Below are 26,681 nucleotides of genomic sequence, written 5' to 3'. Positions count from 1 at the left end.
GCAGGGCGGATTAGCGCAGCGTCATCCGCCAAGCGCCGTCGGCGGCTCATGGCGGATTACGCGCTGCGCGCTAATCCGCCCTACGGTACTTATACAGCTGCTGCGGCGAAGTAGGCATCCACTTCGTCCAGGAACTTCTGTTTCTCGGCCGGCGGCAGGAAGGCGGCGGCAAAGCCGTTGCGCGCCAGCCGCTGCGCGTGCGACAGGCCCAGCGGCAAGGCTTCGAAGGTGGCGATGAAGTTGTCGTTCATATAGCCGCCGAAATAGGCCGGATCGTCGGAGTTGACGGTCGCCACGATGCCGGCGTCGAGCAGTTCGAGCAGGTTGTGCTGGCCCATGTGCTGGAACACGCACAGCTTCACGTTCGACAACGGACACACCGTCAGCGCGATCTGCTCGCGCGCCAGGCGCTGCGTCAGCGCGGCGTCGTCGAGGCAGCGCACGCCATGGTCGATGCGCTCGACCTTGAGCACGTCGAGCGCCGTTTCGATGTACGCCGGCGGACCTTCCTCGCCGGCATGGGCAACCAGCCGGAAACCGAGTTCCTTGCAGCGCGCGAACACGCGGGCGAATTTCTCCGGCGGATTGCCGAGCTCGGATGAGTCGAGGCCGATGCCCATGTATTTGTCGCGGTACGGCAGCGCCTCTTCCAGGGTGGCGAAGGCGTCCTCCTCCGACAGGTGGCGCAGGAAGCTCAGGATCAGGGTGGCGCTGACCGGGCTGTCCTGGCAGGCGCGGTGGATGCCATCGATGACGGTCTTGATCGGCACGCCGCGCGCGGTGTGCGTCTGCGGATCGAAGAAGATCTCGGTGTGGCGCACATTGTCGGCTTCGGCGCGCTGCAGATAGGCGGCCGTCATGTCGTAGAAGTCCTGCTCCTGCAACAGCACGCTGGCGCCCGCGTAGTAAATATCGAGGAACGATTGCAGATCGGTGAAGGCATAGGCGGCGCGCAAGTCCTCGACCGACGCGTATGGCAGGCTGACATTGTTGCGCCGCGCCAGCGCGAAGATCAGCTCCGGCTCCAGCGAGCCTTCGATGTGGATGTGCAGTTCGGCCTTCGGCATGCCCTCGAGGACGGCGCGCAATTGTGGGTTCAACATGTTCTTTTTCCTGATACGGGTGACGTTAGCTGAACATCTTATCTTATCCCGGCTTCGGGCTCATCGCGGCCGTTCGCGCGGTGCGACAGCGGGCGCCGACTTGCGGCAAAATTTATCTATTATGAGGCGCGATCAGCACGGCGCGCACAGGCATGATACTGTGGCATTAGTGTGGTAAAAACGAGCTAAAAAAATGCCATAAGACTCACGGGAAATCTCGAAAATCTCGCCATAATATTCTTTAAAATCATCAAGTTACGAAAGAGTATTAACGATATTACGACATATCTTTTGACTTCCTGCAGCAATAGAGCAATAATAAATTTCATAGACGTAAGAAGCATTACGACCAACACATAAAAGCCGTCCACCGGCATGCAGCCAGCGGCAATAAAGCCAGCTCAAGGACACGGGCAATCCGTGCCATCAAGGGAAGCTGGACACAAGAAAAATAAGATCGAAAGGAAACACACAATTTAGGGCCAGGGCAGCCGCAACTGCCGGTGACCCGTGACTAGTAGGCTTACATTAAAGGACACCCAAATGACCATTTTTGACAACTACGCAGCACGGTACGAACGGACCAAGGAAGAAGAGATGTCCATGAAGGAATATCTCGAACTCTGCAAAAAAGATCGACTCACTTACGCGAGCGCCCCCGAGCGCATGTTGGCCGCCATCGGCGAACCAACCCTGGTCGACACCCGCAACGATACCCGGCTGTCCCGCATCTTTGCCAACAAGGTCATCAAGATCTATCCGGCGTTCCGCGAGTTCTACGGCACCGAGGAAGTGATCGAGCAAGTGGTCTCCTACTTCCGCCATGCCGCGCAAGGCCTCGAGGAACGCAAGCAGATCCTGTATCTGCTGGGTCCGGTTGGCGGCGGCAAATCGTCGATTGCCGAAAAGCTCAAGTCGCTGATGGAACACGTGCCTTTTTATTGCCTCAAAGGTTCGCCCGTCAACGAATCGCCGCTGGGCCTGTTCAACGAACAGGAGGACGGCGCCATCCTCGAAGAAGACTTCGGCATCCCGCGCCGCTACCTGCGCAACATCCCCAGTCCGTGGGCCGTCAAGCGCCTGCACGAATTCAACGGCGACATCAACCAGTTCCGCGTGGTCAAGCGCTACCCTTCGGTGCTGAAACAGGTCGCCATTTCCAAAACCGAGCCGGGCGACGAGAACAACCAGGACATCTCCTCGCTGGTCGGCAAGGTCGACATCCGCAAGCTCGAGGATTACTCGCAGGACGATCCGGACGCCTACAGCTACTCGGGCGGCCTGTGCCTGGCCAACCAGGGCTTGATGGAATTCGTCGAGATGTTCAAGGCGCCGATCAAGGTCTTGCACCCGCTGTTGACGGCCACGCAGGAAGGCAACTACAAGGGCACCGAGGGCTTTGGCGCCATCCCGTTCGACGGCATCATCCTGGCCCACTCGAACGAGTCGGAATGGAAAACCTTCCGCAACAACCGCAACAACGAAGCTTTCCTCGACCGTATCTACATCGTCAAAGTGCCGTACTGCCTGCGCGTGACCGACGAGATCAAGATCTACGACAAGCTCGTGGCCAACTCGTCGCTGTACCAGGCCCCGTGCGCGCCCGGCACCCTGAAGATGATGGCGCAGTTCGCGATCCTGTCGCGCCTGAAGGACCCGGAGAACTCGAGTATCTTCAGCAAGATGCTGGTCTACGATGGCGAAAACCTCAAGGACACCGATCCGAAGGCCAAGTCCATGCACGAGTACGTCGACTACGCCGGCGTCGACGAGGGCATGAACGGGCTGTCGACGCGCTTCGCGTTCAAGATCCTGTCGAAGGTCTTCAACTTCGACAACACCGAAGTGGCGGCCAATCCGGTCCACCTCTTATATGTGCTGGAGCAGCAGGTCGAGCGCGAGCAGTTCCCGCCCGAGACCGAGCAGAAATACTTCTCGTACATTAAAGAGCACCTGGCGCAGAAGTATGTCGAGTTCATCGGCAAGGAAATCCAGACCGCGTATCTCGAAAGCTATTCCGAGTACGGCCAGAACATCTTCGACCGCTACGTCACGTTCGCCGACTTCTGGATCCAGGACCAGGAATACCGCGATCCGGACACCGGCGAAAGTTTCGACCGCGAGTCGCTCAACAACGAGCTGGAGAAGATCGAGAAGCCGGCCGGAATTTCCAACCCGAAGGATTTCCGCAACGAGATCGTCAACTTCGGCCTGCGGGCGCGCGCCAATAATGGCGGCAAGAATCCCGCTTGGACCAGTTATGAGAAATTCCGCACGGTGATCGAGAAGAAGATGTTCTCCAATACGGAGGAACTGCTGCCGGTGATTTCCTTTAACGCCAAGGCCAGCGCCGAGGACGCCAACAAGCACGCCGACTTTGTCGCGCGCATGGTGGAAAAAGGCTATACGGCCAAACAGGTCCGCTTGCTGTGCGAATGGTATTTGCGCGTTAGGAAGTCCTCTTAAGCAGTATTGCCGCAGCCGCGCCGCCACGGCGGCGGCCGGCGCGGCGCCGACCCATCGCAGCAGGAGGCTTCTTTTGACTTACCTCATCGATCGACGTTTGCAGGGCAAGAACAAATCCGCGGTCAACCGCGAGCGCTTCTTGCGGCGCTACAAGTCGCAGATCAAGGACGCGGTGGGACGGGCCATCAAGGGCCGCTCCATCACCGATATTGAAAACGGCGAAAAAGTCTCGATCCCCGTCAAGGACGTGGGCGAGCCATCCTTCGGACACGCCCATGGCGGCGTGTGGGAAACCATCAACCCGGGCAACCAGGAATACCTCAAGGGCGACCTCATCAACCGGCCCAAGGGCGGCGGCGGGTCCGGCCGCGGCAAGGCGGGCAATAGCGACCAGATGACCGAAGATGACTTCATCTTCGAGCTGTCGCGCGAAGAGTTCATGAACTATTTCTTCGAGGACCTGGAACTGCCGCACATGGTCAAGACGCAGCTGACCGCGACGACCGAATTCAAGAACCAGCGCGCCGGCTACAACATGTCGGGCACGCCGTCCAACATCCACGTGCTGCGCTCGTTGCGCGGCGCGCTGGGCCGGCGCATCGCCGTCGGCGGCAACTCGCGCAAGCGGCTCGAGGAAGCCGAGGCCGAGCTCGAACAACTGCTGCTCGACGGCGAGCCGCTCGACGCCCCGCACGTGGTCGAACTCAAGAAACTGATTCACCACCTGCACACGCGGCTGCTGGCCATCCCCTTCATCGATCCGTTCGACCTGCGCTACAGCAACCGCATCAAGGTGCCCAAGCCGATGACGCAGGCGGTGATGTTCTGCATCATGGACGTCTCCGGTTCGATGGACGAGACCCGCAAGGACACGGCCAAGCGCTTCTTCATCCTGTTGTACCTGTTCCTCAAGCGCGTCTACGACAAGATCGAGGTGGTCTTCATTCGCCACCACACGGCCGCGGCCGAAGTGGACGAGGAGGAATTCTTCCACTCGCGCGAGTCAGGCGGCACGGTGGTGTCGTCGGCGCTGCACCTGCTCGACAAGATCATCGAGGAACGCTACGGCGCCGGCAGCTGGAACAGCTACGTGGCGCAGGCCTCGGACGGCGACAACTGGGACAACGACTCGGTGCTGTGCCGCCAGATGCTGATCAACACCATCATGCCCAAGGTGCAGTACTACACCTATGTCGAAATCACCGACGGCCCGCCGCAAAACCTGTGGGAGCAATATTCACAGGTCCCGGACCACCACGCCAACTTCGCCATGCAGAAAATAGTCACGCCGGCCGATATTTATCCGGTGTTCCGCGAACTGTTCAAGAAACAGCCGAAATAGGCGGCCGCGCCCGGCCGCCCACCTAGCGAGCGCCCCATGAACGACATGACGCACCCTCCCTCCCCCAAGCCGCGCCATCCGCGCGCCCTGCCCGAGCAGTCCGAATGGACGTTCGAACTGATCGAGCAAGCCCACCAGGAAATCCGCCGGGTCGCCGAGAACTTCGGCCTCGACACCTATCCGAACCAGCTTGAAATCATCACCGCCGAGCAGATGATGGACGCCTACACGTCGGTCGGCATGCCGGTGTCGTACAACCACTGGTCGTTCGGCAAGCATTTCCTGTCGACCGAGAAAGGCTACAAGCGCGGCCAGATGGGCCTGGCGTACGAGATCGTCATCAACTCAGATCCCTGCATCGCCTATTTAATGGAGGAGAACAGCCTGACCATGCAGGCGCTGGTGATCGCGCACGCGGCCTACGGCCACAACTCCTTCTTCAAGGGCAATTACCTGTTCCGCACCTGGACCGATGCCGAAGCCATCGTCGACTACATGGTGTTCGCGAAGAACTACATCGCCGAGTGCGAGCAGCGCCACGGCATCGACGCGGTCGAACTGCTGCTCGACTCCTGCCACGCGATCCAGAACTACGGCGTCGACCGCTACAAGCGCCCGGCCAAGCTGTCGATGATGGAAGAACGGGCGCGGCAGAAGGAACGCGAGGCCTACGTGCAATCGCAGATCAACGACCTGTGGCGCACCCTGCCGCGCCGCGAGGAGGAAGAGGCCGAAAAGGCCGCGCCGCGCTTCCCGCCCGAGCCCGAGGAAAACCTGCTGTACTTCATCGAGAAGTACGCGCCATTGCTGGAGCCGTGGCAGCGCGAAATGGTGCGCATCGTGCGCAAGATCAGCCAGTACTTCTACCCGCAGCGCCAGACCCAGGTGATGAACGAGGGCTGGGCCACGTTCTGGCACTACACCATCCTCAACCAGTTGTACGACGAGGGCGTGATCGGCGACGGCTTCATGATGGAGTTCCTCAAAAGCCATACCAACGTGGTCTACCAGCCGCCCGTGAACAGCCCCTATTACAGCGGCATCAACCCGTACGCGCTCGGCTTCGCGATGATGACCGACATCCGCCGCATCTGCGAGAACCCGACCGCCGAGGACCGCGAATGGTTCCCCGACATCGCCGGCAGCGACTGGCGCAAGACCCTCGACTTCGCGATGCGCAACTTCAAGGACGAGAGCTTCATCGCCCAGTACCTGTCGCCCAAACTGATACGCGAGTTCCACTTCTTTGCCGTGCTCGACGACGATAACAACGAGAAGCTGGCGATCTCCGCCATCCATGACGACCTCGGCTATCGTTACGTGCGCCAGCAACTTGCAGAACAATATAATCTTGGCAATCGTGAGCCCAACATCCAGGTCTGGTCCGTGAACACCCGCGACGACCGGGCCCTCACCTTGCGCCACACGCAGTTCCAGCGCCGTCCATTGAACCAGCAGGCCGGCGAGGTGCTCAAGCATGTGGCCCGCCTGTGGGGCTTCGACGTCCACCTGGAAACGGTGGCGCCGAACGGCGAAGTGGTCAGCACGATGGAGGTCAAACGGGAGAAACGTGCCCGGGGAAGTTGACCAACATATATATAGTGCTCTCGCGGGCGGCGGTGCGGTGTCAGGCACGGCTCTTGCAAGGTCTACGTCGGGGTCAGGGGCGGTGCTCTGGCCCCGGTTTTTTTTGGTGAATGCATGACGCGGGCGGGAAGTCAACAGGTTTTCGCGCTTTTTGATAAATTACCTCCCGCAATAATTTCATGAACGAAACATTCACGGCCAAATTATCAACTGTTGGTAGTAAAATTACGCTGATAATATTCCGTGAATGGGCTTAAGGGAAAACTAAGTAACGTGGTAGCCCGCCATGCCCCATTTCTGCGCCGTGCACGCTTGCCCGGCGAACCAATTTGGTGCAAAGTGAGCGCTATCACATAGGAAAACCCTATGAAATTTAACCGGTTTTAGGGATGAAAATTCTATGTAAAATCAAGAATTCGTATGTATAATTCGCCGACGTCCCGGATGCGGCTGTTGTTTTATGTCGCCATTTTGGGGTTTAGTAGCAACAAAAAGAGTTGGTATTGGAGAAAGCAGGCATGAATTTCACGCACAACGAGAAAAGCACCGGGAAGAACTTTACAGGCATTACCATTGTCGTTTTGTTGCACGTCCTGGTTGCTTATGGAATCATAACGGGCCTGGGAACCCGCCTGGTGGCAAAGATGGTCGCCCCAGTGGAGACAAAGATCATCGAGGAAGTAGCACCTCCTCCACCCAAGGAACTCCCACCACCGCCACCTCCGCCAGAGATGAAGGCTCCCCCGCCACCATTCATCCCGCCAGTCGAGGTGAACGTGCAGCAGCCGCCGCCGCAGCAGAACGTGATCGCCAACGCGACCAACGTGAAGCCGCCAACGACCGAGATCCAGAAAGCGCCGCCAGCACCAACAGCGCCGCCAACCCCTGGTCCGGCCAAGGCTGTCAACGTTGCCGCGGTCGCCGACTTCAGCACTTGCGCCAAGCCGGAATGGCCGAAGTCGTCGCTGCGTAACGAAGAAACGGGAACGGTGACGTTGTCGTTCCTGATTGCTGCCGATGGCCGCGTTGCCGACTCCAAAGTCGTCAAGTCGAGTGGCTTTAGGGATCTGGACAAGGCTGCGGTCAACGGCATCAGCAAATGCCGTTTCAAACCGGGTCTGACCGACGGGAAACCGACGGAAGCGTGGATGCAGATGCAATACGTCTGGACGCTGGAGTAAAAACCGAGACAGCTGTGACGTCTCACTTAGTAAGTTTCGTTGTCATACATTCAGCGATCTGATTATTTTATCAATTTGGAGGAAGCATGTTTAAGAATACCCGTTTGTCCGCTGTACTGGCCGCTGTGCTGTTTTCCGTGACCGCAGCCACCGCCCTGGTAAGCGCCCCAGCTTTCGCTGACGCGCCAGCCTCGGCAGCTTCGGCTCCAGCAGCCGCTCCAGCGGATGCGGCAGCAGCACCAGCACCGGCAGCCGATGCCGCTGCTGCGCCAGCAGCAGACGCAGCTCCAGCAAAAGCCGCCGGCGGCCATGAAGAAGTGGAAAATCCATACGGCTTCAAGGCAGTGTGGGATGCAGGTTTCGTTTCGCGCGGCACCCTGATCATCCTGTCGATCATGTCGATGGGTTCGTGGTACATCATCATCACCAAGCTGATCGACCAGGCCAAGATCTTCAAACAGTCGAAAGAAACCTCGGCTAAATTCTGGAAAGCATCGTCGATCGCTGCTGGTTCGGCTGCCCTGAAAGAAGGCTCGCCATTCCGCTTCATCGCCGAGACCGGCACCAAGGCCACCGTGCACCACGACGGCGCCCTGCTGGAACAAATCGACCTGTCGACCTGGGTGACGATGTCGATCCAGCGCGCTGTCGACAAAGTGCAATCGCGTCTGCAAGACGGCCTGTCGTTCCTGGCAACCGTTGGTTCGACCTCGCCGTTCATCGGTCTGTTCGGTACCGTTTGGGGTATTTACAATGCGCTGATCGCCATCGGCATGTCGGGTAACGCATCGATCGACAAGGTTGCAGGTCCGGTCGGTGAAGCGCTGATCATGACCGCCTTCGGTCTGTTCGTCGCCGTTCCAGCCGTTCTGGGTTACAACTGGCTGGTGCGTCGTAACAAAGCTGCGATGGAAGATGTCCGTTCGTTCTCGGCCGACGTACACTCGGTACTGATCTCGGGCGCCATGTCCACCAGCGAAGCCGGCCGTCTGGCTGGCGCTAAAAAGATTGGATAATTAATCATGTCGATGTCCGTAGGCTCCGATAGCGGAGACGAAGATCAAGTCATGTCGGAAATCAACACGACGCCCCTCGTGGACATCATGTTGGTTCTGCTGATTATCTTCCTGATCACGAGCCCGGTTGTTCTGAAGCTGATCAAGATCAAGCTGCCAGAAGAAACCAACCAGGTCATTCAGACTAAGCCGGAAGATGTCAACATCGTTGTGAGCAAGGATGGCGACATCTACTGGAACCAGAAGAAGATGCGCGACGCCAATGAGCTGTTCGACAATCTGAAGGTGGAAGCGGTGAAATTGCCGCAGCCGGAAGTACACGTTCGTGGCGACCAAGAAACACGCTACGAATCGATCGGCCGCGTTATTTTCACGACCCAGCGCGCTGGTATCCAGAAGGTCGGCTTCATCACCGAACCGCCTGATAAGGGTTAATCCCCGTTAGCGCACCGCAGGCCGGAACACGGCCTGCCCTTCTTAAAAGGAAACATCATGAGTATGAATGTCGGCTCTCCAGCGTCCGCCGGCGCGGATCCGGAACCAATGATGGAAATGAATATGACGCCCCTCATCGACGTGATGTTGGTGCTCATTATCATGATGATCATTACGATTCCGAAGGCCAACCACTCGGTCAACTTGAACATGCCGGTCGGCACCCCGCCGCCACCGACCAAGGACCCAGTGGTCATCACGATCGACGTTGACTTCGACGGTACGATTCTGTGGGATAACAACGTCGTTCCCGACCGCGCCTCCCTCGAAGCGAAACTGACCGAGGTCGCGGCCCAGGCCGATCAGCCGGAAGTGCATCTGCGTCCGAACAAGCTGGTCGAGTACAAGGCCGTCGCCGGTGTCATGGCTGCAGCCCAACGTCTCGGCGTCACTAAAATTGGCCTGGTCGGTAACGAACAGTTCCAATAAATTTGTTCTATGTTCAACGATAGGCAGGACCATTCCTGCCTATTTCGCATTTTGAAGAAAGAAAACTTACCCATGACCAAGTTTCGTCTCGCTCATCTCGGCCTGGTAATGGCCGCTATTGGTTTTACAGCAGCAGCTCCTATTGCAGGTTTTTCGTCGGTCGCCTACGCTGCCGAAGCGGTGCGCGCTGAAATCGGCAAACCATTGCAGGAAGCACAGAAACTGGCTGCGGCAGGAAAGAACAAAGAAGCAGTAGCAAAACTGAAGGAAACCGACTCCGTCGGCAACAAGAGCGCCAACGAAACCTATCTGATCGAACGCACCCGCGCCTCGGCCGCCGCCTCCGCCGGCGACTACGACACCGCCGCGCGCGCCTTTGAGAGCGTGATCAACTCGGGCAAGCTGTCGGCCGCCGAACAACCGAAATTCACCCAGGCCCTGGCCGGTATCTACTACCGCATCAAGGACTATCCGAAAGCGATCACCTGGATCCAGCGCGCGCTCAAGGACAATCCGAACGACGGCGCCATGCACGAACTGCTGATCCAGACCTACTACATCAGCGGCAAGTACCCCGAGGCCGCCAAGGAACTGCAAGCGAGCAAGAACCTGAACGAAGCCCAGCTGGGCATGCTGGCCAACATCCAGCTCAAGCAAAACGACAAGGCCGGCTACGTGCAGACCCTGGAACGCATGGCCGCCAGCTATCCGAAGCCACAGACCTGGGCCGACCTGCTGCAACGCGTGCAAGCCAAGCCTGGCTTCTCGCCGACCCTGTCGCTGGACGTGCTGCGCCTGCGCCTGGCCAACGGCCTGCTGACCAAGCCGTCGGAATACATGGAAATGAGCCAATTGGCGCTGCAAGCGGGTAACCCTGCCGAAGCGATCAAGATCATCAACGAAGGCTACAAAAAAGGCGCGCTGGGCACCGGTTCCGACGCCGCCCGCCACCAGCGTCTGAAAGACCTGGCCGCCAAGACCCAGGCCGACTTCGACGCCAAGCAAGCCGCCGAAGAAGCCGAAGCCGTCAAGAACAAGGACGCCGACGCGCTGGCCAACATGGGCTACGCGCTGGTTTCCGCCGGCAAGGCCGACAAGGGCCTGGCGCTGATGGACCAAGCCGTCAAGTTGGGCACCGGCCGCAATCCGGAAGCGATCAAGCTGCACTACGGTATCGCGCAATCGGTCGCCGGCAAGAAATCGGCCGCCGTGGCGACGCTGAAATCGGTCAAAGGCACGGACGGCACCGCCGACCTGGCCCGCTACTGGACCCTGGGCCTGAACAAAGCCGCGTAATCCGGCTGCGTTGGGTTCCTGAAAGCGCTGTCTGCTCCGGCAGGCGGCGCTTTTTTCCATTTCAATGGCCCAAAATCGGGCAAAAAGCCTCCTTCCCGCCCCGCCCATACCCTTTGCGGATGTGCATCCCCGAAACAAACCGTATAATCCTCCATTTAGCGACAGTTTCCCCAGATTCCCATGAAGGTATTTCGAGGTCTCCCCAACGCAGCGGCGCGCGCGCCGTGCGCGCTTACGATCGGCAACTTTGACGGTGTCCACCTCGGCCACCAGGCATTGCTGGCCCGCGTGCGCGCCGCCGCCACCGGCCTCGGCCTGGAAGCGGCGGTGATGACCTTCGAACCGCATCCGCGCGAATTTTTCGCCAACAAGGCCGGCGATCCGTCCAAGGCGCCGCCGCGCATCGCCAACCTGCGCGACAAGCTGCAATCGCTGTCCGACAACGGCATCGACCGCGTCATCGTCGAGCACTTCTCGGCGCCGTTCGCCGCCCTCACGCCGGAGGAATTCACCGAAAAGGTGCTGGTCGAGGGCTTGCACGTCAAATGGCTGATGGTCGGCGACGACTTTTGTTACGGCGCGCGCCGCGCCGGCAACGTGCAAATGCTGCTGGAGGCGGGTAAGCAATACGGTTTCCATGTCGAGACCCTGCCGACGGTGATGAACGGCACCACGCGCATCTCGTCGTCGGCCGTGCGCGCGGCGCTCGCAGAAGGCGACTTCGGCCACGCAGAGGCGCTGCTGGGCCATCCGTACGCCATCTCCGGCCACGTCATCCACGGCCAGAAATTGGGCCGCACCCTGGGCTTCCCCACGCTGAACCTGCGCGTGCCGCACCGGCCCGCGCTGTCGGGCATCTTCATCGTCCAGGTGCACGGCCTGGCCGAGCACCCGCTGGCCGCCGTCGCCAGCCTGGGCGTGCGCCCGACCGTCGACGACAGCGGCCGCGTATTGCTGGAAGTGCACGTGTTCGACTTCAACCAGGGCTGCTACGGCAAGCAGGTGCGCGTCGAATTCCTGCAAAAGATCCGCGACGAGGAAAAATACGTCGACCTGCCGACCCTGACCGCCGCCATCCACCGCGACGCCGACATCGCCCGCGCGTACTTCGCGCAGCGCGACGGTACCAGGACCGGCGCCACGGCCGCCGCCACGGGCGGCCTCATTAGCGCGACCAACGCCACCGACCGAATTTGAACGCGCGACCAGCTACGCGCGCCGGCTACACAGAATTCCCGCATACATCACTGAAGAAAAAACATGTCCGATAAAAGCAAAGCCCCGAAGAAGCCTGAAAGCAAATACCCGGTCAACATGACCGAAACCCCGTTCCCGATGCGCGGCGACATGGCCAAGCGCGAACCGGGCTGGGTGCAGCAATGGCAGGATAAGAAGATCTACGAGCGCGTGCGCAAGGCCGCCGCCGGCCGTCCGAAATTCATCCTGCATGATGGTCCGCCGTACGCCAACGGCGACATCCACCTCGGCCACGCCGTCAACAAGATCCTCAAGGACATGGTGGTCAAATCGCGCTCGCTGGCCGGTTTCGACGCGCCCTACGTGCCGGGCTGGGATTGCCACGGCATGCCGATCGAAATCCAGATCGAAAAACTGTACGGCAAAAACCTGCCGACCGCCGATGTGCTGACCAAGGCCCGCGCCTACGCGCTGGAACAGGTCGACCGCCAGCGCAAGGACTTCATCCGCCTGGGCGTATTGGGTGAGTGGAACAATCCCTACCTGACGATGAACTTCTCGAACGAGGCCGACGAACTGCGCGCCCTCGGCAAGATGCTCGACAAGGGCTACGTCTACCGCGGCCTGAAGCCGGTCAACTGGTGCTTCGATTGCCAGTCCGCCCTGGCCGAGGCCGAGGTGGAATACCAGGACAAGCGCGACCCGGCCATCGATGTCGGCTTCAAGTTCGCCGAGTTCGACAAGCTCGCCAGCGCCTTTGACCTGGTCCAGCTGCCCACCCACGAAGGCTATATCGTCATCTGGACCACCACGCCGTGGACCATCCCGTCCAACCAGGCGCTCAACGTCAATCCGGAGGTCACCTACGCGCTGGTGCAAACCGCGCGCGACGGCCAGCCGCTGCTGCTGATCCTGGCGCAGGACCTGGTCGAATCGTCGCTGGCGCGCTTCAAGCTCGAAGGCGTCACCATCGCCACCTGCAAGGGCGAGGACCTGGCCGGCATCAGCTTCCTGCATCCGCTGCACGGGGCCGACACCTTCTACAACCGCCTCTCGCCGATGTATTTGGCCGACTATGTGACCACCGAGAGCGGCACCGGCGTGGTCCATTCCGCGCCCGCTTATGGCCTGGACGACTTCATTTCCTGCAAGGCGCACGGCATGAAGGACGACCAGATCCTGACGCCGGTCATGGGCGACGGTAAATTCGTCTCGACCCTGCCACTGTTCGGCGGCATGACCATCTGGGAAGCGTCCAAGCCGATCTGCAACGCGCTGCGCGAGGCCGGCGCGCTGTTCGAGGTCAAGATGTTCGACCACAGCTACATGCACTGCTGGCGCCACAAGTCGCCCATCATCTACCGCGCCACCTCGCAATGGTTCGCCGGCATGGACATCAAGCCGAACGACGGCGGCGCCTCGCTGCGCGAAACCGCGCTCAAAGGCATCGCCGAGACCAAGTTCTTCCCGGACTGGGGCCAGGCGCGCCTGCACGGCATGATCGCCAACCGTCCCGACTGGACCCTGTCGCGCCAACGCCAGTGGGGCGTGCCGATGGCCTTCGTGGTGCACAAGGAAACCGGCGCGCTGCATCCGCGCACGCCCGAGCTGCTCGAACAAGTGGCGCAGCTGATAGAAAAAGGCGGCATCGACGCCTGGCTGGCGCTCGACCTGAAAGACCTGATCGGCGACGAAGCGGCCGCCTACGCCAAGAACAAGGACACGCTCGACGTCTGGTTCGATTCCGGCACCACCCACCAGACCGTGCTGCGCGGCTCGCACAAGGAGCAGTCGGCCTTCCCCGCCGACCTGTATCTGGAAGGTTCGGACCAGCACCGCGGCTGGTTCCACTCGTCGCTGCTGACATCGTCGATGCTGAACGGGGCGCCGCCGTACAAAGCCCTCTTGACGCACGGCTTCACCGTCGACGGCGAGGGCAAGAAAATGTCCAAGTCGCTGGGGAACACGCTGGCGCCGCAGAAAATCTCCGACACGCTCGGCGCCGACATCCTGCGCCTGTGGATCGCCTCGACCGACTACACCGGCGAGCTGTCGATCTCCGACGAGATCCTCAAGCGCGTGACCGAAGCCTATCGCCGCATCCGCAACACGCTGCGCTTCCTGCTGGCGAACATCTCGGACTTCGACCACGCGCGCGACGCCGTGCCGGTGGCCGAGCTGCTGGAAATCGACCGCTACGCGATCGCCAACATGGCCGCGCTGCAAAAGGAGATGGAAGCCCACTACGAACAGTACGAGTTCCAGCCGGTTTACTCCAAGCTGCAGAACTACTGCTCCGAGGACCTGGGCGGCTTCTACCTCGACATCCTCAAGGACCGCCTGTACACGTCGGCCGTCGGCTCGCACGCGCGCCGCTCGGCGCAGACGGCGCTGTGGCACATCACGCAAAGCCTGCTGCGCGTGATGGCGCCGGCGCTGTCGTTCACCGCCGAAGAGGCATGGGCCATTTTCGCCGGCGAGGAAGCGTTCAAGGCCAGCGACGAAACCATCTTCACGCAAACCTGGTGGCAGCTGCCGGCACCGGCCGACGCCGACGCGCTGCTGGCCAAGTACAACACCCTGCGCGCGGTGCGCACCGACGTGACCAAGCAGCTCGAAGACCTGCGCACCTCGGGCGCGATCGGCTCGTCGCTGCAGGCGGAGCTGACCATCAAGGCCGCCGGCGACAAGTACAAGCTGCTGGCCAGCCTGGAGGACGACCTCAAATTCGTCTTCATCACGTCGTTGGCGCAAGCCGTCGAAGTGGCAGCCGAAGCCGATGAAGCGGTCGAAGTGGCCGCCTCCACGGCCGAGAAGTGCGAACGCTGCTGGCACTACCGCGCCGACGTCGGCGCGCACGCGGACCATCCGACGCTCTGCGGCCGTTGCCACAGCAATCTGTTTGGTGCGGGCGAAAAACGCAAGTTCGCTTAATATTGGGGCCGCCGATTTTCACAAGAAATCGGCGGCGCCGTCGCCACGAACCTCTCTGATATTTTATGGCCACTAAAAAAATCTTCCCGACCAAGTCGTCCTCCAGTTTGATCCCTTGGCTCGGTATCGCTTTCATCATCGTGCTGATCGACCAGCTGTCGAAGATCACCATCACCCGCACCTTCCAGCTGGGCGAGGAAAAATTCATCACCTCGTTCTTCAATCTGGTGCTGGCCTATAACAAGGGCGCGGCGTTCAGCTTCCTGCACAGCGCCGGCGGCTGGCAGCGCTATTTCTTCACCGGCATCGGCATCGCCGCCGCCGCCTACATCATCTACCTGTTGAAAAAACACGGTGGCCAACGCATGTTCTCGTGGGCGCTGTCGCTGGTGCTCGGCGGCGCGGTCGGCAACGTCATCGACCGCCTGCTGTACGGCCACGTGGTCGACTTCCTCGACTTCCACCTGGCCGGCTGGGGCCACTTCCCGGCGTTTAACATCGCCGACGCGGCCATCTGCATCGGCGCCGCGCTGTTCATCCTCGACGAGCTGCGGCGCGTGAACAAATAAGCGGGAGAGCGGCATCATGGAATTGACCGGTAAAAAAATCGTCCTCGGCCTGTCCGGCGGCGTGGCTTGCTACAAGGCGGCGGAACTGTGCCGCGCGTTGACCAAGGCCGGCGCCTCGGTGCAGGTGGTGATGACCGACGCCGCCACCCACTTCATCACCGCCGTCACCATGCAGGCCCTGTCGGGCAACAAGGTGTTCAGCAGCCAGTGGGACCCGCGCGTCGACAACAACATGGCCCACATCGACGTCACCCGCGACGCCGACGCGATCCTGATCGCGCCCTGCTCGGCCGACTTTATGGTTAAGCTGGCGCACGGCGTCTGCGACGACCTGCTGTCGACCATGTGCCTGGCGCGCCCGCGCCGCGTGCCGCTGCTGGTGGCGCCGGCGATGAACGTCGAAATGTGGCAAAACCCCGCCACCCAGCGAAACGTCCGCCAGCTGGAGGACGACGGCATCGTCATCTTCGGCCCCGCCGCCGGCGACCAGGCGTGCGGCGAAGTGGGCATGGGCCGCATGCTGGAACCGGCGCAGCTGCTGGAGGAATTGATCGCGTCGTTCCAGCCGAAAGTCCTGGCCGGAAAGCGCATCCTGATCACCGCCGGCCCGACCTTCGAGCCGATCGATCCGGTGCGCGGCATCACCAATCTGTCGTCCGGAAAAATGGGCTACGCGGTGGCGCGCGCGGCGCGCGAAGCCGGCGCCGAAGTGGTGCTGGTGTCCGGCCCGACGGCGCTGCCGGCGCCGTTCGGCGTGCAGCGCATCAACGTGCAAAGCGCGGTGCAGATGCACGACGCGGTGCTGGCCAACGTCGACCACCAGCATATCTTCATCGCCGTGGCGGCCGTCGCCGACTGGCGCGTGTCCAATTCCAGCGAACAGAAACTGAAGAAGAATCCGGACGGCTCGGTGCCGGACCTGAAGTTCGAGCAGAATCCGGACATCCTGGCCACCGTTGCCGCGCGCACCTCGCTGGCCGGGCATCCGTACTGCGTCGGCTTCGCCGCCGAATCGGAAAACCTGATCCAGTTCGGCGCCGACAAACGCGAGAAAAAAGGCATACCCCTGCTGGTCGGGAACATCGGCCACCACACCTTCGGCCAGGACGACAACACCATTATCCTGTTCGACGAAAACGGCCACACCATCCTGCCGCGCGCCGACAAACTGACCCTGGCGCGCCAGCTGATTTCCGAAATCTCCAAACGCATCTCGCAGCACTCGCTGTTCGCAAAATAGTCTGAATAAGAGCACACGCAAACGCATGAAAAACATCGACGTCAAAATCCTCGACCCGCGCATGAAGGACCAGCTGCCGGCCTACGCCACACCGGGTTCGGCCGGCCTCGATCTGCGCGCCTGCATCGACGCGCCGATCACCATCGAAGCCGGCCAGACGGTGCTGATTCCGACCGGCCTGGCGATCCACGTCGCCGATCCGGGCTACGCCGCCATGATCCTGCCGCGCAGCGGCATGGGCCACAAGAACGGCATCGTATTGGGGAATCTGGTAGGCTTGATCGATTCCGATTACCAAGGCCAGTTGATGATCTCGACATGGAACCGGGGCAACAGCGCCTTCACCCTGAACCCGATGGAGCGCCTGGCGCAATTGATCATCGTTCCGGTCCTGCAAGTCGGCTTCAACGTCGTCGAAGAATTCGACACCAGCGAACGCGGTGCCGGCGGTTTTGGAAGCACCGGAAAACACTAAAAAAACACGGAGACTAGGGATGGTCCAGCAACACAATTCGAAGAAATTCGCCACTATATCCCTGCTGGCGGCGGCCATGCTGCTGTCGGCCTGTTCGACCTTCAACTCCAGGACCGCCGAACCGGAACCGGGTCCGGTGGTCGCCCGCACCGTCGACGAAGGCGCGCCGGTGGTCACCGCCAAGATGGCGGCCGCGCGCCAGGCGCTGGGACAGATGGTCGCGCTGCAGGACCGCCTGTACCGCATCGCCGGCCCGCTGTTGATCAACAATGCGGACCTGTGCCGCAACCAGGCGCGCAACCTGCTCGGCTTCACCGCCAAGAACAAATACTCGTATTCCGGCGAATTCGTCGACGCCGCGCAGTCGGTGCTGAACTACGGCGACCGGCTGGAAGTAGCCAGCGTGCTGGCCGGCAGCGGCGCCGCGCGCGTGGGCCTGCGCAAGGGCGACGTGCTGCTGGCGGCCGAAGGTAAAAGCCTGCCCACCGGCCAACACGCCGAGACCGAGGCGGCCGGCGTACTGGGTCCGCTGGTGGCCAACAACCAGTCGCTCAACCTGATCGTCGAACGCAATGGCAGCAACCAGGCGCTCAAGGTGCCGGTCACGCGCGCCTGCGCCTTCAAGATCGACATCGGCAACTCGGACAATATCAACGCCTACTCGGACGGCCAGCGCGTGATGATCACACGCGGCATGGTCAACTTCGCGCAGACCGACGAAGCCATCGCCTATGTGCTGGCCAAGGACATCGCCCACAATGTGCTGGGCCACGCCGCCAAGACGCGCTCCGCCTACACGGTCGGCAGCATCATCGACAATCTGGTCGCGGTGCGGCCGGACCTGTCGATGCTGATCGGCAGTGCCGGCATCAAGCCGATGCCGCAGGAGCTGGACGCGGCGGCCGATTCGCTGTCGCTGTACATGGTGGCGCGGGCCGGATACAGCACGGCGCAGGCGCGCGCCTTCTGGCAGCGGCTGGCCAGCCAGTATCCTGCCTCGGTGCTGAACGGGTACACCGCCAACCACCCCGGCATCAACTACCGCCTGTCCGCGATCGACAAAACCGTCGCCGATATCAAGGGCAAGCAGGCGGCCAAGAAGCCGCTGGTGCCGTGACCCACATGAAAAAACCGGCACTGGCGGCGGTCCTGCTGATGTCGATGGCCGTATCGGGCCTGGCCCAGGCGGCGCAATGGCGCAAAGTCAGCTCGGGGCCGGGCAACGTCTTCTACATCGATAGCACCAAGGTGGTCAAAAAGGACAAGACGCGCAAGGTGTGGTCGCTGCACTCCTATACCAGGGCGCAGCAGACGCCCGAGGGCAAGCCTTACCGCTCGGTCAAGGCGCAGCACCTGTATTCCTGCGAGGACCGCACGGCGGTGATGCTGTCGCAAGTGTTCTATCCCGAGACGATGGGCAGGGGCGAACCGGTCGAGAACTATATCTACGAAAAATTCAGCCCGGAGGAAGTGACGCCGGGCAGCCCGTTCGAAAAGGCGTTGGCGAAGGTGTGCAAGCGCTGACTTCGCGCATGCCTTAGCGGATGTTCGGGAAATCCGGGAATACGGTGCCCATCAGCCAGGTCAGGGCGCCGCAGAACACCACGGCGATAATCAGCACGATCAGCAGCCGGCCGAATTTGGGTGAGCCGTCGTCTTCCTTGTGGTCGGTCATGGCAGTTCCTGCAAGCTTTGGATAGCCGTAGTATATTCCATCCATGGACAGCATCGATCTCGAAGTACTCAAAACCAGCGCCGCGTGGATCGCCTCCGGGCGCCGCTGCGAACTTATCACCGTCATCAAGACCTGGGGCTCGAGTCCCCGCCCGGTCGGCGCCACGCTGGCCATCTGCGAAGATGGGACGGTGATCGGCTCCGTCTCGGGCGGCTGCATCGAGGATGACCTGATCGCGCGCGTGCGCGACGAAGGCATGAGCCGCACCTTGCCCGAAATCGTCAGCTACGGCATCACCGCCGACGAGGCGCACCGTTTCGGCCTGCCCTGCGGCGGCACCATCGAACTGTCGATCGAGCCGCTGGCGGAGCGCAGCCGGGTGGCAGAACTGCTGGAGCGGCTGGAACGGCATGAACTGGTGCAGCGCCGCCTCGATCTGCAGACCGGCGACGTCGAGCTGTCGCAGGCGGCGCCTGGCGCGCAGATGCAGGTGAGCGAGCGCGCCATGGTCACCCTGCACGGACCGCGCTGGCGTCTGCTGATCATCGGCGCCGGACAACTCTCGCGCTTCCTGGCGCAAATCGCCACCGCGATGGACTACCACGTCATCGTCTGCGACCCGCGCGAGGAATACCGCGCCGGCTGGCAGGTCGACGGCGTGCAGCTGGTGCACGACATGCCGGACGATATCGTGCTGTCGATGAAGCTGGACCACCGCAGCGCCGTGGTGGCGCTGACGCACGATCCCAAGCTGGACGACCTGGCGCTGATGGAGGCGTTGAAGTCGGACGCGTTCTACGTCGGCGCGATCGGCTCGCGCCTGAACAACAGCAAGCGCCGCGAACGGCTGCTCGAATTCGACCTGACGCCGGAGCAGCTGGCGCGCCTGCATGGGCCGATCGGCCTGTACATCGGCAGCAAAACGCCGTCGGAGATCGCCATCTCGATTCTGGCCGAGCTGACGGCAATCAAAAACGGCGTGCCGACGACGATGCTGATTCCGCACGCCGCCTCGCCGGTGGCGCCCGGCGACACCGTCTGCGCGGTCGATAACGGCGCGGTGTAAAAGTTCGAAAGCAAGAAGCGGAAAGACGGAAACACGTAGGGCGGATTAGCGTAGCGTAATCCGCCGTGCATGCGTGATCGGCGGCTCATGGCGGATTACGCGCTACGCGCTAATCCGCCCTACGAAAATCGTAATCGCCACCAGAACAATCATCTGAAAATTCCATGAGCACCGCCAACCTCCTCCGCTTGATATTCCTGGCCGCCATCTGGGGCGGCTCCTTCCTGTTCATGCGGATCGCCGCGCCGGTGCTGGGCGCCGCCGTCCTGATCGAATACCGCGTGCTGTTCGCCTCCCTCTTCCTGGCCGTGATCGCGGTCGTGCTGAAAAAGCCGCTCAACCTGCGCAAGCACTGGAAGCACTACCTTATCCTCGGCCTGTTCAACTCCGCGCTGCCGTTCCTGATGTTCGCCTTCGCCGCGCGTACGCTGTCCGCCTCACTACTGGCCGTGCTGAACGCCACCACGCCGCTGTGGGGCACCCTGATCGCCGCCATTCTCACGCGCCGAATGGTCGGCGGCAAAGTCATGCTCGGCCTTCTGCTGGGCGCGTGCGGCGTCGCGCTGCTGGTCGGCTTCGACCATGTCAGCACCAAACCCGGCGCCGGCCTCGCGATCGCCGCCGTGCTGTTCGCCTCCTTCAACTACGGCATCGCCAGCAACTACGCCAAATCGGTCAAGGATGTCGAGCCGCTGTCCAACGCGCACGGCTCCATGTGGGCCTCGACGCTGCTAGTGCTGCCGATTGTGCCGTTCTTCCCGGCACCGGGCGAGCCGACCATCGGCATCATGGGCGCCGTGGTCGCGCTGGGTGTACTGTGCAGCGGCATCGCCTACCTGATCTACTTCCGGCTGATTCAGGATGTCGGCCCAGCGTCGGCGCTGACGGTGACCTTCCTCAGCCCCTTGTTCGGCATTTTGTGGGGCACGCTGTTCCTCGGCGAGACGATCGGCTGGTACACCATCGTCGGCGCCGCCATCGTCATCGCCGGCACGGCGCTGGTCACCGGCTTCCGTCCCAACTTCGGGGCGCTGCGCAAAACCAAGACCGTATGAAACGCTTCACACTCGACCTGCCGGCCGACTACCGCCTGCACGACATCCTGGCCTTCCACAGCCGCGACACAGAAAGCGTGGCCGAGGAAGTCGGCGACACGCACCTGCGCAAAGGCGTGATGCTGGACGGCGTGCCGGTGGTGCTCGCAGTGGTGTTTGATAACGCGCTGGCGCCCACCAGCGCCAGCTGCACCGTGCACGCCGACGGCAAGCTGGCCAAAGCCGCGCAACAGCGCGTGCGCGAAGCGGCGCTCAGCATCCTCGGGTTGCGCATCGATCCCGAAGCGTTTTGCGCCTTCGCCGCCAAGGACGCCATGTTCGGCCCCTTGACCTTGGCGCAGCCGGGACTGCGCATCGTGCAATCGGCCACCGTGTTCGAAGCGCTGACCTGGGCCATCATCGGCCAGCAGATCAACCTGTCGTTCGCCATCTCGCTGCGCCGCACCTTCATCCTGCAGGCCGGCCGTCAGCATAGCAGCGGCTTGTGGTGCTACCCGGAGGCGGCCGACGCGGTAAAACTGGGCATCGACGATCTGACCAGCCGCAAATTCTCGCGCGCCAAGGCGGAGACCTTGCTGCGGCTGGCGAACCTGGTGGCCAGCGGCGAACTGCAACTGGACGTCACGCCGGCCAACAGCATCGAACAGATCTCGGCGGCGCTGCTGGCCGTCAAAGGCATCGGCCCGTGGACGGTGAATTACGGCCTGCTGCGCGGCTACGGCTACGCCGACTGCTCGCTGCACGGCGACGTCGCCATCCGCGCGGCGCTGCAACAGCTGCTGGGCGAAGACACGAAGCCCGACATGCCGCGCACCGAACAAATCCTGGCCCGCTACGCGCCCCACCGCACGATGGCCGCCGCCCACTTGTGGGCCAGCCTGCACCCGCGCGGCGACAGCGACGACAAAGATTCCGCTTGAGCCTGACGTAACGTCAGGCTTTACGATTCCGGCATCTCCGACACTATCAAGGATGCCATGAGCTGGATCGAAAAACTGCTGCCGCCCCGCTTCAACCGCAACGGCGCCGAACCGCGCCAGTCGATACCGGCCGGACTGTGGATCAAGTGTCCGGAATGCGAGGCGGTGCTGTACCGCGCCGACCTCGAAGCCAATCTGCACGTCTGCCCGAAATGCAGCCACCACCTGCGCATCCGCGCGCGCGCCCGTCTCGACGCCCTGCTCGATGCAGGCGGCCGGCACGAGATCGGCCAGGAAGTGCTGTCCGTCGATCCGCTCAAGTTCAAAGGCAGCAAAAGCTATCCGGCGCGCCTGCAAGCGGCGATGGAAGCCCCCGGCGAGACCGACGCGATCATCGTCATCGGCGGCGCGATTCTGTCGATGCCGGTGGTGGTGGCGTGCTTTGAATTCGACTTCATGGGCGGCTCGATGGGATCGGTGGTCGGCGAACGTTTCGTGCGCGGCGTGCAGGCCGCCATCGACCAGCATGTGCCGTTCATCTGCATCACCGCCAGCGGCGGCGCGCGCATGCAGGAAGGCCTGCTGTCGCTGATGCAGATGGCGAAAACCACCGCCATGCTGGCCAAGCTGGCGGAAAAAGGACTGCCTTTCGTCTCGGTGCTGACCGACCCCACCTCGGGCGGCATATCGGCCTCGTTCTGCTTCCTGGGCGATCTGGTGATCGCCGAGCCGAAGGCGCTGATCGCCTTCACCGGCGCGCGCGTCATCAAAAGCACCTTGGGCGTGACGCTTCCGGAGGGCTACCAGCGGTCGGAATTCCTGCTCGAACGCGGCGCCATCGACATGATCGTCGACCGCCGCGACATGCGCGCCGAACTGGCGTCGCTCCTGGCCTTGCTGCTCAAGCTGCCGAAGGACGCGGTGGCTTGAACCGCCCGGTCGGCGTACACTATCGCGCATGAACGAACATCGCAATCACGCCGTAATGAAAATCGGCGAACTGGCCACGCGCTCCGGGCTGACGATACGCGCGCTGCACCACTACGACAGCATCGGCCTGCTCAAGCCATCCGCCCACACCGACTCCGGCTATCGCCTCTACAACCGGGCCGACGTCGCCCGCCTGCACAAGATCCAGGCGCTGCGCCGCTTCGGCATGTCGCTGGCGGACATCGGCACCTTCCTCGCCAGTCCCGACGCGCCGTTCGCCGACGTCGTCGCGCAGCAGATCGCCACGCTCGACCAGCAAATCGCGCAAGCGAGCGCGCTGCGCGAGCAGCTCTCGCACATGCACCGGCAGATGGCTGGCGGCGGCGAGCCGGAACTGGCCGACTGGCTGTCCACGCTGGAGCTGATGAACCTCTACGACAAATACTTCACCAAGGACGAATTGCACCGCTTGCCCTTCTGGCAGCAGGACGCGCGCCGCAACAGCGGCTGGGCCGCGCTGGTCGCGCAGATACGGGACGTGATGGGGAAAGGCGCGCCGCCAGCCGGCGCCGAGCCGCGCCAGCTGGCCGAGCGCTGGATGCAGATGCTCGAGCGCGACACCGCCGCCAACCCCGACTTCGCGCGCCGCATCACCGTCATGATGGAGATGGAGCCGGCCGCGCAACTGCACACGGGGATCACGCCGCAGCTGAAGCAGTACGTGATCGAAGCGTTCGGAGAACATAAACTGGCGCTGTACGCCGACTACCTCGACGAGGACGAACTGGCACGCATGCGCGTCGGCGCCAGCCAGCATGGCGCGCAGTGGATGGCGCTGATCGCAGCGGTCCACCGGCAGCTCGAAGCCGGCGCCGATCCCGCCGATGCGGCATCGCAAGCACTGGCCCGCGAATGGATGACCTTGTTCAGCGCCCGCATCGGCGACAACCCGGCGACGCTGGAAAAAATACGCCACGCCCACACGCACGAGCCGCGGTTACTCATCGGCACCTGGGTCACGCCCGCGATGCTCGATTTCATCCGCGCATCCTGCGCCACGTTGCCGCCGGAGTGACTTGCCCGCCCCTTTGAGCGGGCGTAAAGTGAAGCACCGACGACCGCATTACGCTTGCGGAGGTGCCCCATGGACGATCACATCAAAACCGATTACGACACGGACTTTCTCGTCTGGCTGCAAAGCCAGGCCGAGCTACTGCGCGCCAAGCAATTCGACCGACTGGACCTTGAACATTTGATCGAGGAGCTCGAGAGCATGGCAGGCAAGGAAAGGCGCGAGTTCAAACATCGCATCGTGCAATTAACGATGCACCTACTGAAGTGGAAGGTGCAGCCTGACCACATTTCTGGCAGTTGGCTTCGTTCGATAAGAGAACAGCGCTATAGCATTGCTGACCTGATCGCCGAAATACCCAGCCTGCAGCCGCTACTGAACAATTGCGCGACGCAAAGCTATGCACGGGCGGTCGCGCTCGCCGCAGACGAAACACACCTACCAACGTCGGCCTTTCCCGCGACGATGCCGTTCTCTATGGAGCAGTTGCTCGATCCCGACTATCTACCGTAAGCGAAGGTGCAACATGGACGATCATATCAACACCGACCACGAAGCCGACTTTCTCGTCTGGACCAGCGCCCAGATAGAAATGCTGCGCGCCAAACAGTTCGACCGGCTCGACCTGGAAAACATCATCGAGGAGCTTGAGAGCATGGCGCGCGCTGAAAAACATGAACTCGAACACCGCATCGAGAGACTGATCACACATCTTTTAAAATGCGAGCTTCAACCCGTGCAGATATCAGGTAGCTGGCTTGGCACGATACGCGAACAGCGCTACCGCATCGCAAAATTGCTAAAAGCAATGCCTAGCATGAAGCCACTACTCGACTCGTACATCGCGATGGCTTACGACCACGCCGCGGCACGCGCAGCGGACGAAACGCATCTGCCCAAAGCGGCCTTGCCTTCCAAGATGCCGTTCACCAAGGAACAACTGCTCGATCCCGACTACCTGCCATAAAGCCGCCATCCAATAGTAAAAGCCGCTGACCCCTGTAAAAGGATCAACGGCTTTCGAATTTGGTTGCGGGGACAGGATTTGAACCTGTGACCTTCGGGTTATGAGCCCGACGAGCTGCCAGACTGCTCCACCCCGCGTCTGTGCAATCATTATAGGGCAGTTCGGCAACTTAGGCAATGTTAATCCTGAAATCGCGCGCGATAGTCCGAATAAATGCATTCCCCAGCCGCCGTAGCCAATGCCGTGCGCGGCGCAATCGGTGTAAAGTAACCAATATGAACAAAAATATCCTCCCCTGAGCACCTTCCCCTATGAAATTCTGTTCCGAATGCGCCTCCCCCGTCAGCCTGCTGATCCCAGCCGGCGACAACCGTCCCCGCTACGTTTGCGAAAGCTGCTCCACCATCCATTATCAAAACCCGAAAATGGTACTGGGCACGATCCCCGTGTGGGAACGCGATGGCGAGTTGAAAGTCCTGCTGTGCAAGCGCGCGATCGAACCGCGCTACGGCTACTGGACCCTGCCCGCCGGCTTCATGGAAAACGATGAAACCACGGCCGAGGCGGCGATGCGCGAGACGCAGGAGGAAGCCGGCGCCAATGTCGAACTGGGTAAACTGTTTTCACTGTTGAACGTCTCGCGCGTGCACCAGGTCCATATGTTCTACCTGGCCACGCTGCTCGACCTCGACTTCGCGCCCGGCGAGGAAAGCCTGGACGTGCAAATGTTCAGCGAGGCGGAGATTCCGTGGGACGACCTGGCCTTCCCCACCATCCGCACGACGCTGGAACTGTTCTTCGCCGACCGCGCGCGCATGCGCGAAGACGGCAGCGCCGGCTACGGCTTCCACGCCCAGGACATCACCCGCGCGATGCGCTCGGACGCGGAACCGACGTGATCCCCTGGCTCGAACGCGACACGCCGTTCCCCGACGTCTCGCAGGCGCTGACGTCGGAGGCGCCCGGCTTGCTGGCCGCCGGCGCCGACCTGTCGCCGCAACGCTTGCTGATGGCTTACCGCCACGGCATCTTCCCGTGGTTCTCGGAAGGCCAGCCCATTCTTTGGTGGAGCACCGATCCACGGATGGTGCTGATGACCGAGCGCTTCCGCATCTCCGACAGCCTGAAGAAGACGCTGCGCAAGGTCGAACGCGAGATGGCGGCCGGCGGCCGCTGGCAGGTGCGCTTCGACAGCGCGTTCGAGGACGTCATGCGGGCCTGCGCCGCGCCGCGCCGGGACGGCCCCGGCACGTGGATCTCGGAGGACATCATCGACGGCTACACCGGCCTGCACAAGCTCGGCTACGCGCATTCGGCCGAAGTGTGGCTGGACGGCGAGCTGGTCGGTGGCGCCTACGGCGTCTCGATCGGCCGCATGTTCTACGGCGAATCGATGTTCGCCCGCGTGACCGACGGTTCCAAGATCGCGCTGGCCTATCTGGTGGGCTTCCTGCGCCGGCACGGCGTCAAGATGATCGATTGCCAACAAGAGACCGGGCACCTGGCCTCGCTGGGCGCGGCGCCGATCCCGCGTGCGCAATTCCTGGCGCATCTGCGCAACAATATTGAATTGCCGCAAATCACCGTGTGGGAACCCATTGCACCGCTGGCTACGGCCAGTTAAGCTAAAGGTGACAAGCGCCATACACAACTAAGCGCTATCATA

General features: G+C 61.8%; 26 protein-coding genes and 1 tRNA gene. 24 read left to right on the top strand and 3 right to left on the bottom strand.

The window, feature by feature from the left end; all coding sequences use genetic code 11:
- Positions 1–89 precede the first annotated feature (89 nt).
- Positions 90–1,103: an adenosine deaminase gene (locus NHH73_07970; protein USX28206.1), complete on the bottom strand. Its 1,014-nt coding sequence runs from the start codon at positions 1,101–1,103 to the stop codon at positions 90–92.
- A gap of 543 nt (positions 1,104–1,646) precedes the next feature.
- Between NHH73_07970 and NHH73_07965 the strand changes: the two genes are divergently transcribed.
- From NHH73_07965 to NHH73_07895, 15 genes are all read left to right on the top strand, one after another.
- Entirely contained in the window at positions 1,647–3,569 is a 1,923-nt protein-coding gene (locus tag NHH73_07965; GenBank protein USX28205.1) for a PrkA family serine protein kinase, read from the top strand.
- Between the two features lie 73 nt (positions 3,570–3,642).
- Positions 3,643–4,911: a YeaH/YhbH family protein gene (locus tag NHH73_07960; protein USX28204.1), complete on the top strand. Its 1,269-nt coding sequence runs from the start codon at positions 3,643–3,645 to the stop codon at positions 4,909–4,911.
- 36 nt (positions 4,912–4,947) lie between these two features.
- Positions 4,948–6,498: a SpoVR family protein gene (locus tag NHH73_07955; GenBank protein USX28203.1), complete on the top strand. Its 1,551-nt coding sequence runs from the start codon at positions 4,948–4,950 to the stop codon at positions 6,496–6,498.
- 518 nt (positions 6,499–7,016) lie between these two features.
- The gene (locus tag NHH73_07950) at positions 7,017–7,679 is read left to right on the top strand and encodes an energy transducer TonB (GenBank protein ID USX28202.1); all 663 of its coding nucleotides are present in this window, start codon (positions 7,017–7,019) and stop codon (positions 7,677–7,679) included.
- A gap of 86 nt (positions 7,680–7,765) precedes the next feature.
- Positions 7,766–8,695, top strand: a complete 930-nt coding sequence (locus NHH73_07945; protein ID USX28201.1) for a MotA/TolQ/ExbB proton channel family protein — start codon at positions 7,766–7,768, stop codon at positions 8,693–8,695.
- A 6-nt stretch (positions 8,696–8,701) separates the two neighbouring features.
- Positions 8,702–9,130, top strand: a complete 429-nt coding sequence (locus tag NHH73_07940) for a biopolymer transporter ExbD (protein USX28200.1) — start codon at positions 8,702–8,704, stop codon at positions 9,128–9,130.
- A 57-nt stretch (positions 9,131–9,187) separates the two neighbouring features.
- Positions 9,188–9,619 carry a biopolymer transporter ExbD gene (locus tag NHH73_07935; protein USX28199.1) on the top strand — a complete coding sequence of 144 codons (432 nt, stop codon included), beginning with the start codon at positions 9,188–9,190 and terminating at the stop codon, positions 9,617–9,619.
- A 72-nt stretch (positions 9,620–9,691) separates the two neighbouring features.
- The gene (locus tag NHH73_07930) at positions 9,692–10,915 is read left to right on the top strand and encodes a tetratricopeptide repeat protein (protein USX28198.1); all 1,224 of its coding nucleotides are present in this window, start codon (positions 9,692–9,694) and stop codon (positions 10,913–10,915) included.
- 180 nt (positions 10,916–11,095) lie between these two features.
- Positions 11,096–12,112, top strand: coding sequence for a bifunctional riboflavin kinase/FAD synthetase (locus NHH73_07925; protein ID USX28197.1), 1,017 nt, complete (start codon positions 11,096–11,098; stop codon positions 12,110–12,112).
- Positions 12,113–12,175: 63 nt separating this feature from the next.
- Positions 12,176–15,046, top strand: coding sequence for an isoleucine--tRNA ligase (gene ileS, locus NHH73_07920; GenBank protein USX28196.1), 2,871 nt, complete (start codon positions 12,176–12,178; stop codon positions 15,044–15,046).
- Between the two features lie 65 nt (positions 15,047–15,111).
- The gene (lspA, locus tag NHH73_07915) at positions 15,112–15,615 is read left to right on the top strand and encodes a signal peptidase II (protein ID USX28195.1); all 504 of its coding nucleotides are present in this window, start codon (positions 15,112–15,114) and stop codon (positions 15,613–15,615) included.
- A gap of 16 nt (positions 15,616–15,631) precedes the next feature.
- A complete protein-coding gene (gene coaBC / locus NHH73_07910; GenBank protein USX28194.1) occupies positions 15,632–16,855 on the top strand; it encodes a bifunctional phosphopantothenoylcysteine decarboxylase/phosphopantothenate--cysteine ligase CoaBC in 1,224 nt (407 codons plus the stop codon).
- A gap of 25 nt (positions 16,856–16,880) precedes the next feature.
- Positions 16,881–17,330, top strand: coding sequence for a dUTP diphosphatase (gene dut / locus NHH73_07905; GenBank protein ID USX28193.1), 450 nt, complete (start codon positions 16,881–16,883; stop codon positions 17,328–17,330).
- Positions 17,331–17,349: 19 nt separating this feature from the next.
- A complete protein-coding gene (locus NHH73_07900) occupies positions 17,350–18,447 on the top strand; it encodes a M48 family metalloprotease (GenBank protein ID USX28192.1) in 1,098 nt (365 codons plus the stop codon).
- 5 nt (positions 18,448–18,452) lie between these two features.
- Positions 18,453–18,854: a hypothetical protein gene (locus tag NHH73_07895; protein ID USX28191.1), complete on the top strand. Its 402-nt coding sequence runs from the start codon at positions 18,453–18,455 to the stop codon at positions 18,852–18,854.
- Positions 18,855–18,867: 13 nt separating this feature from the next.
- On the opposite strand, the gene NHH73_07890 is transcribed toward NHH73_07895, so the two are convergent.
- A complete protein-coding gene (locus tag NHH73_07890; protein USX28190.1) occupies positions 18,868–19,005 on the bottom strand; it encodes a hypothetical protein in 138 nt (45 codons plus the stop codon).
- Between the two features lie 43 nt (positions 19,006–19,048).
- Here NHH73_07890 and NHH73_07885 point away from each other — a divergent pair, with 43 nt between their 5' ends.
- The 7 genes from NHH73_07885 to NHH73_07855 all read left to right on the top strand — a co-directional run bounded on the left by NHH73_07885 (position 19,049) and on the right by NHH73_07855 (position 25,015).
- Positions 19,049–20,071, top strand: a complete 1,023-nt coding sequence (locus NHH73_07885) for an XdhC family protein (protein ID USX28189.1) — start codon at positions 19,049–19,051, stop codon at positions 20,069–20,071.
- A gap of 164 nt (positions 20,072–20,235) precedes the next feature.
- Entirely contained in the window at positions 20,236–21,126 is an 891-nt protein-coding gene (locus tag NHH73_07880) for a DMT family transporter (GenBank protein USX28188.1), read from the top strand.
- Positions 21,123–22,046: a DNA-3-methyladenine glycosylase 2 gene (locus NHH73_07875; GenBank protein ID USX28187.1), complete on the top strand. Its 924-nt coding sequence runs from the start codon at positions 21,123–21,125 to the stop codon at positions 22,044–22,046. Before NHH73_07880 ends, NHH73_07875 begins: the two co-directional genes overlap by 4 nt.
- 57 nt (positions 22,047–22,103) lie before the next feature.
- Positions 22,104–22,976, top strand: a complete 873-nt coding sequence (accD, locus tag NHH73_07870; GenBank protein USX28186.1) for an acetyl-CoA carboxylase, carboxyltransferase subunit beta — start codon at positions 22,104–22,106, stop codon at positions 22,974–22,976.
- Positions 22,977–23,031: 55 nt separating this feature from the next.
- Complete coding sequence (locus tag NHH73_07865; protein ID USX28185.1) at positions 23,032–24,051, top strand: MerR family transcriptional regulator; 1,020 nt, start codon at positions 23,032–23,034, stop codon at positions 24,049–24,051.
- Between the two features lie 69 nt (positions 24,052–24,120).
- A complete protein-coding gene (locus NHH73_07860; GenBank protein USX28184.1) occupies positions 24,121–24,561 on the top strand; it encodes a DUF29 domain-containing protein in 441 nt (146 codons plus the stop codon).
- A 13-nt stretch (positions 24,562–24,574) separates the two neighbouring features.
- Complete coding sequence (locus NHH73_07855; protein USX28183.1) at positions 24,575–25,015, top strand: DUF29 domain-containing protein; 441 nt, start codon at positions 24,575–24,577, stop codon at positions 25,013–25,015.
- Between the two features lie 60 nt (positions 25,016–25,075).
- On the opposite strand, the gene NHH73_07850 is transcribed toward NHH73_07855, so the two are convergent.
- Positions 25,076–25,152: transfer RNA gene (locus tag NHH73_07850), tRNA-Met, on the bottom strand.
- A 174-nt stretch (positions 25,153–25,326) separates the two neighbouring features.
- Here NHH73_07850 and NHH73_07845 point away from each other — a divergent pair.
- Positions 25,327–25,914 carry an NUDIX hydrolase gene (locus NHH73_07845; GenBank protein ID USX28182.1) on the top strand — a complete coding sequence of 196 codons (588 nt, stop codon included), beginning with the start codon at positions 25,327–25,329 and terminating at the stop codon, positions 25,912–25,914.
- A complete protein-coding gene (gene aat, locus NHH73_07840; protein USX28181.1) occupies positions 25,911–26,639 on the top strand; it encodes a leucyl/phenylalanyl-tRNA--protein transferase in 729 nt (242 codons plus the stop codon). The genes NHH73_07845 and aat overlap by 4 nt, the downstream gene beginning before the upstream one ends.
- Positions 26,640–26,681 lie beyond the last annotated feature (42 nt).

The sequence above is a fragment of the Oxalobacteraceae bacterium OTU3CINTB1 genome (genome assembly GCA_024123955.1).
Taxonomy (GTDB): Bacteria; Pseudomonadota; Gammaproteobacteria; order Burkholderiales; family Burkholderiaceae_D; genus Rugamonas.
This window is presented reverse-complemented; position numbering and strand designations above follow the sequence as displayed.

Excerpts from the sequence above, each read along its gene's own strand:
- NHH73_07970 (USX28206.1), bottom strand. The coding sequence starts at position 1,103 with ATGTTGAACCCACAATTGCGCGCCGTCCTCGAGGGCATGCCGAAGGCC.
- NHH73_07965 (USX28205.1), top strand. The coding sequence starts at position 1,647 with ATGACCATTTTTGACAACTACGCAGCACGGTACGAACGGACCAAGGAA.
- NHH73_07955 (USX28203.1), top strand. The coding sequence starts at position 4,948 with ATGAACGACATGACGCACCCTCCCTCCCCCAAGCCGCGCCATCCGCGC.
- NHH73_07950 (USX28202.1), top strand. The coding sequence starts at position 7,017 with ATGAATTTCACGCACAACGAGAAAAGCACCGGGAAGAACTTTACAGGC.
- NHH73_07945 (USX28201.1), top strand. The coding sequence starts at position 7,766 with ATGTTTAAGAATACCCGTTTGTCCGCTGTACTGGCCGCTGTGCTGTTT.
- NHH73_07940 (USX28200.1), top strand. The coding sequence starts at position 8,702 with ATGTCGATGTCCGTAGGCTCCGATAGCGGAGACGAAGATCAAGTCATG.
- NHH73_07935 (USX28199.1), top strand. The coding sequence starts at position 9,188 with ATGAGTATGAATGTCGGCTCTCCAGCGTCCGCCGGCGCGGATCCGGAA.
- NHH73_07930 (USX28198.1), top strand. The coding sequence starts at position 9,692 with ATGACCAAGTTTCGTCTCGCTCATCTCGGCCTGGTAATGGCCGCTATT.
- NHH73_07925 (USX28197.1), top strand. The coding sequence starts at position 11,096 with ATGAAGGTATTTCGAGGTCTCCCCAACGCAGCGGCGCGCGCGCCGTGC.
- ileS (USX28196.1), top strand. The coding sequence starts at position 12,176 with ATGTCCGATAAAAGCAAAGCCCCGAAGAAGCCTGAAAGCAAATACCCG.
- lspA (USX28195.1), top strand. The coding sequence starts at position 15,112 with ATGGCCACTAAAAAAATCTTCCCGACCAAGTCGTCCTCCAGTTTGATC.
- coaBC (USX28194.1), top strand. The coding sequence starts at position 15,632 with ATGGAATTGACCGGTAAAAAAATCGTCCTCGGCCTGTCCGGCGGCGTG.
- dut (USX28193.1), top strand. The coding sequence starts at position 16,881 with ATGAAAAACATCGACGTCAAAATCCTCGACCCGCGCATGAAGGACCAG.
- NHH73_07900 (USX28192.1), top strand. The coding sequence starts at position 17,350 with ATGGTCCAGCAACACAATTCGAAGAAATTCGCCACTATATCCCTGCTG.
- NHH73_07895 (USX28191.1), top strand. The coding sequence starts at position 18,453 with ATGAAAAAACCGGCACTGGCGGCGGTCCTGCTGATGTCGATGGCCGTA.
- NHH73_07890 (USX28190.1), bottom strand. The coding sequence starts at position 19,005 with ATGACCGACCACAAGGAAGACGACGGCTCACCCAAATTCGGCCGGCTG.
- NHH73_07885 (USX28189.1), top strand. The coding sequence starts at position 19,049 with ATGGACAGCATCGATCTCGAAGTACTCAAAACCAGCGCCGCGTGGATC.
- NHH73_07880 (USX28188.1), top strand. The coding sequence starts at position 20,236 with ATGAGCACCGCCAACCTCCTCCGCTTGATATTCCTGGCCGCCATCTGG.
- NHH73_07875 (USX28187.1), top strand. The coding sequence starts at position 21,123 with ATGAAACGCTTCACACTCGACCTGCCGGCCGACTACCGCCTGCACGAC.
- accD (USX28186.1), top strand. The coding sequence starts at position 22,104 with ATGAGCTGGATCGAAAAACTGCTGCCGCCCCGCTTCAACCGCAACGGC.
- NHH73_07865 (USX28185.1), top strand. The coding sequence starts at position 23,032 with ATGAAAATCGGCGAACTGGCCACGCGCTCCGGGCTGACGATACGCGCG.
- NHH73_07860 (USX28184.1), top strand. The coding sequence starts at position 24,121 with ATGGACGATCACATCAAAACCGATTACGACACGGACTTTCTCGTCTGG.
- NHH73_07855 (USX28183.1), top strand. The coding sequence starts at position 24,575 with ATGGACGATCATATCAACACCGACCACGAAGCCGACTTTCTCGTCTGG.
- NHH73_07845 (USX28182.1), top strand. The coding sequence starts at position 25,327 with ATGAAATTCTGTTCCGAATGCGCCTCCCCCGTCAGCCTGCTGATCCCA.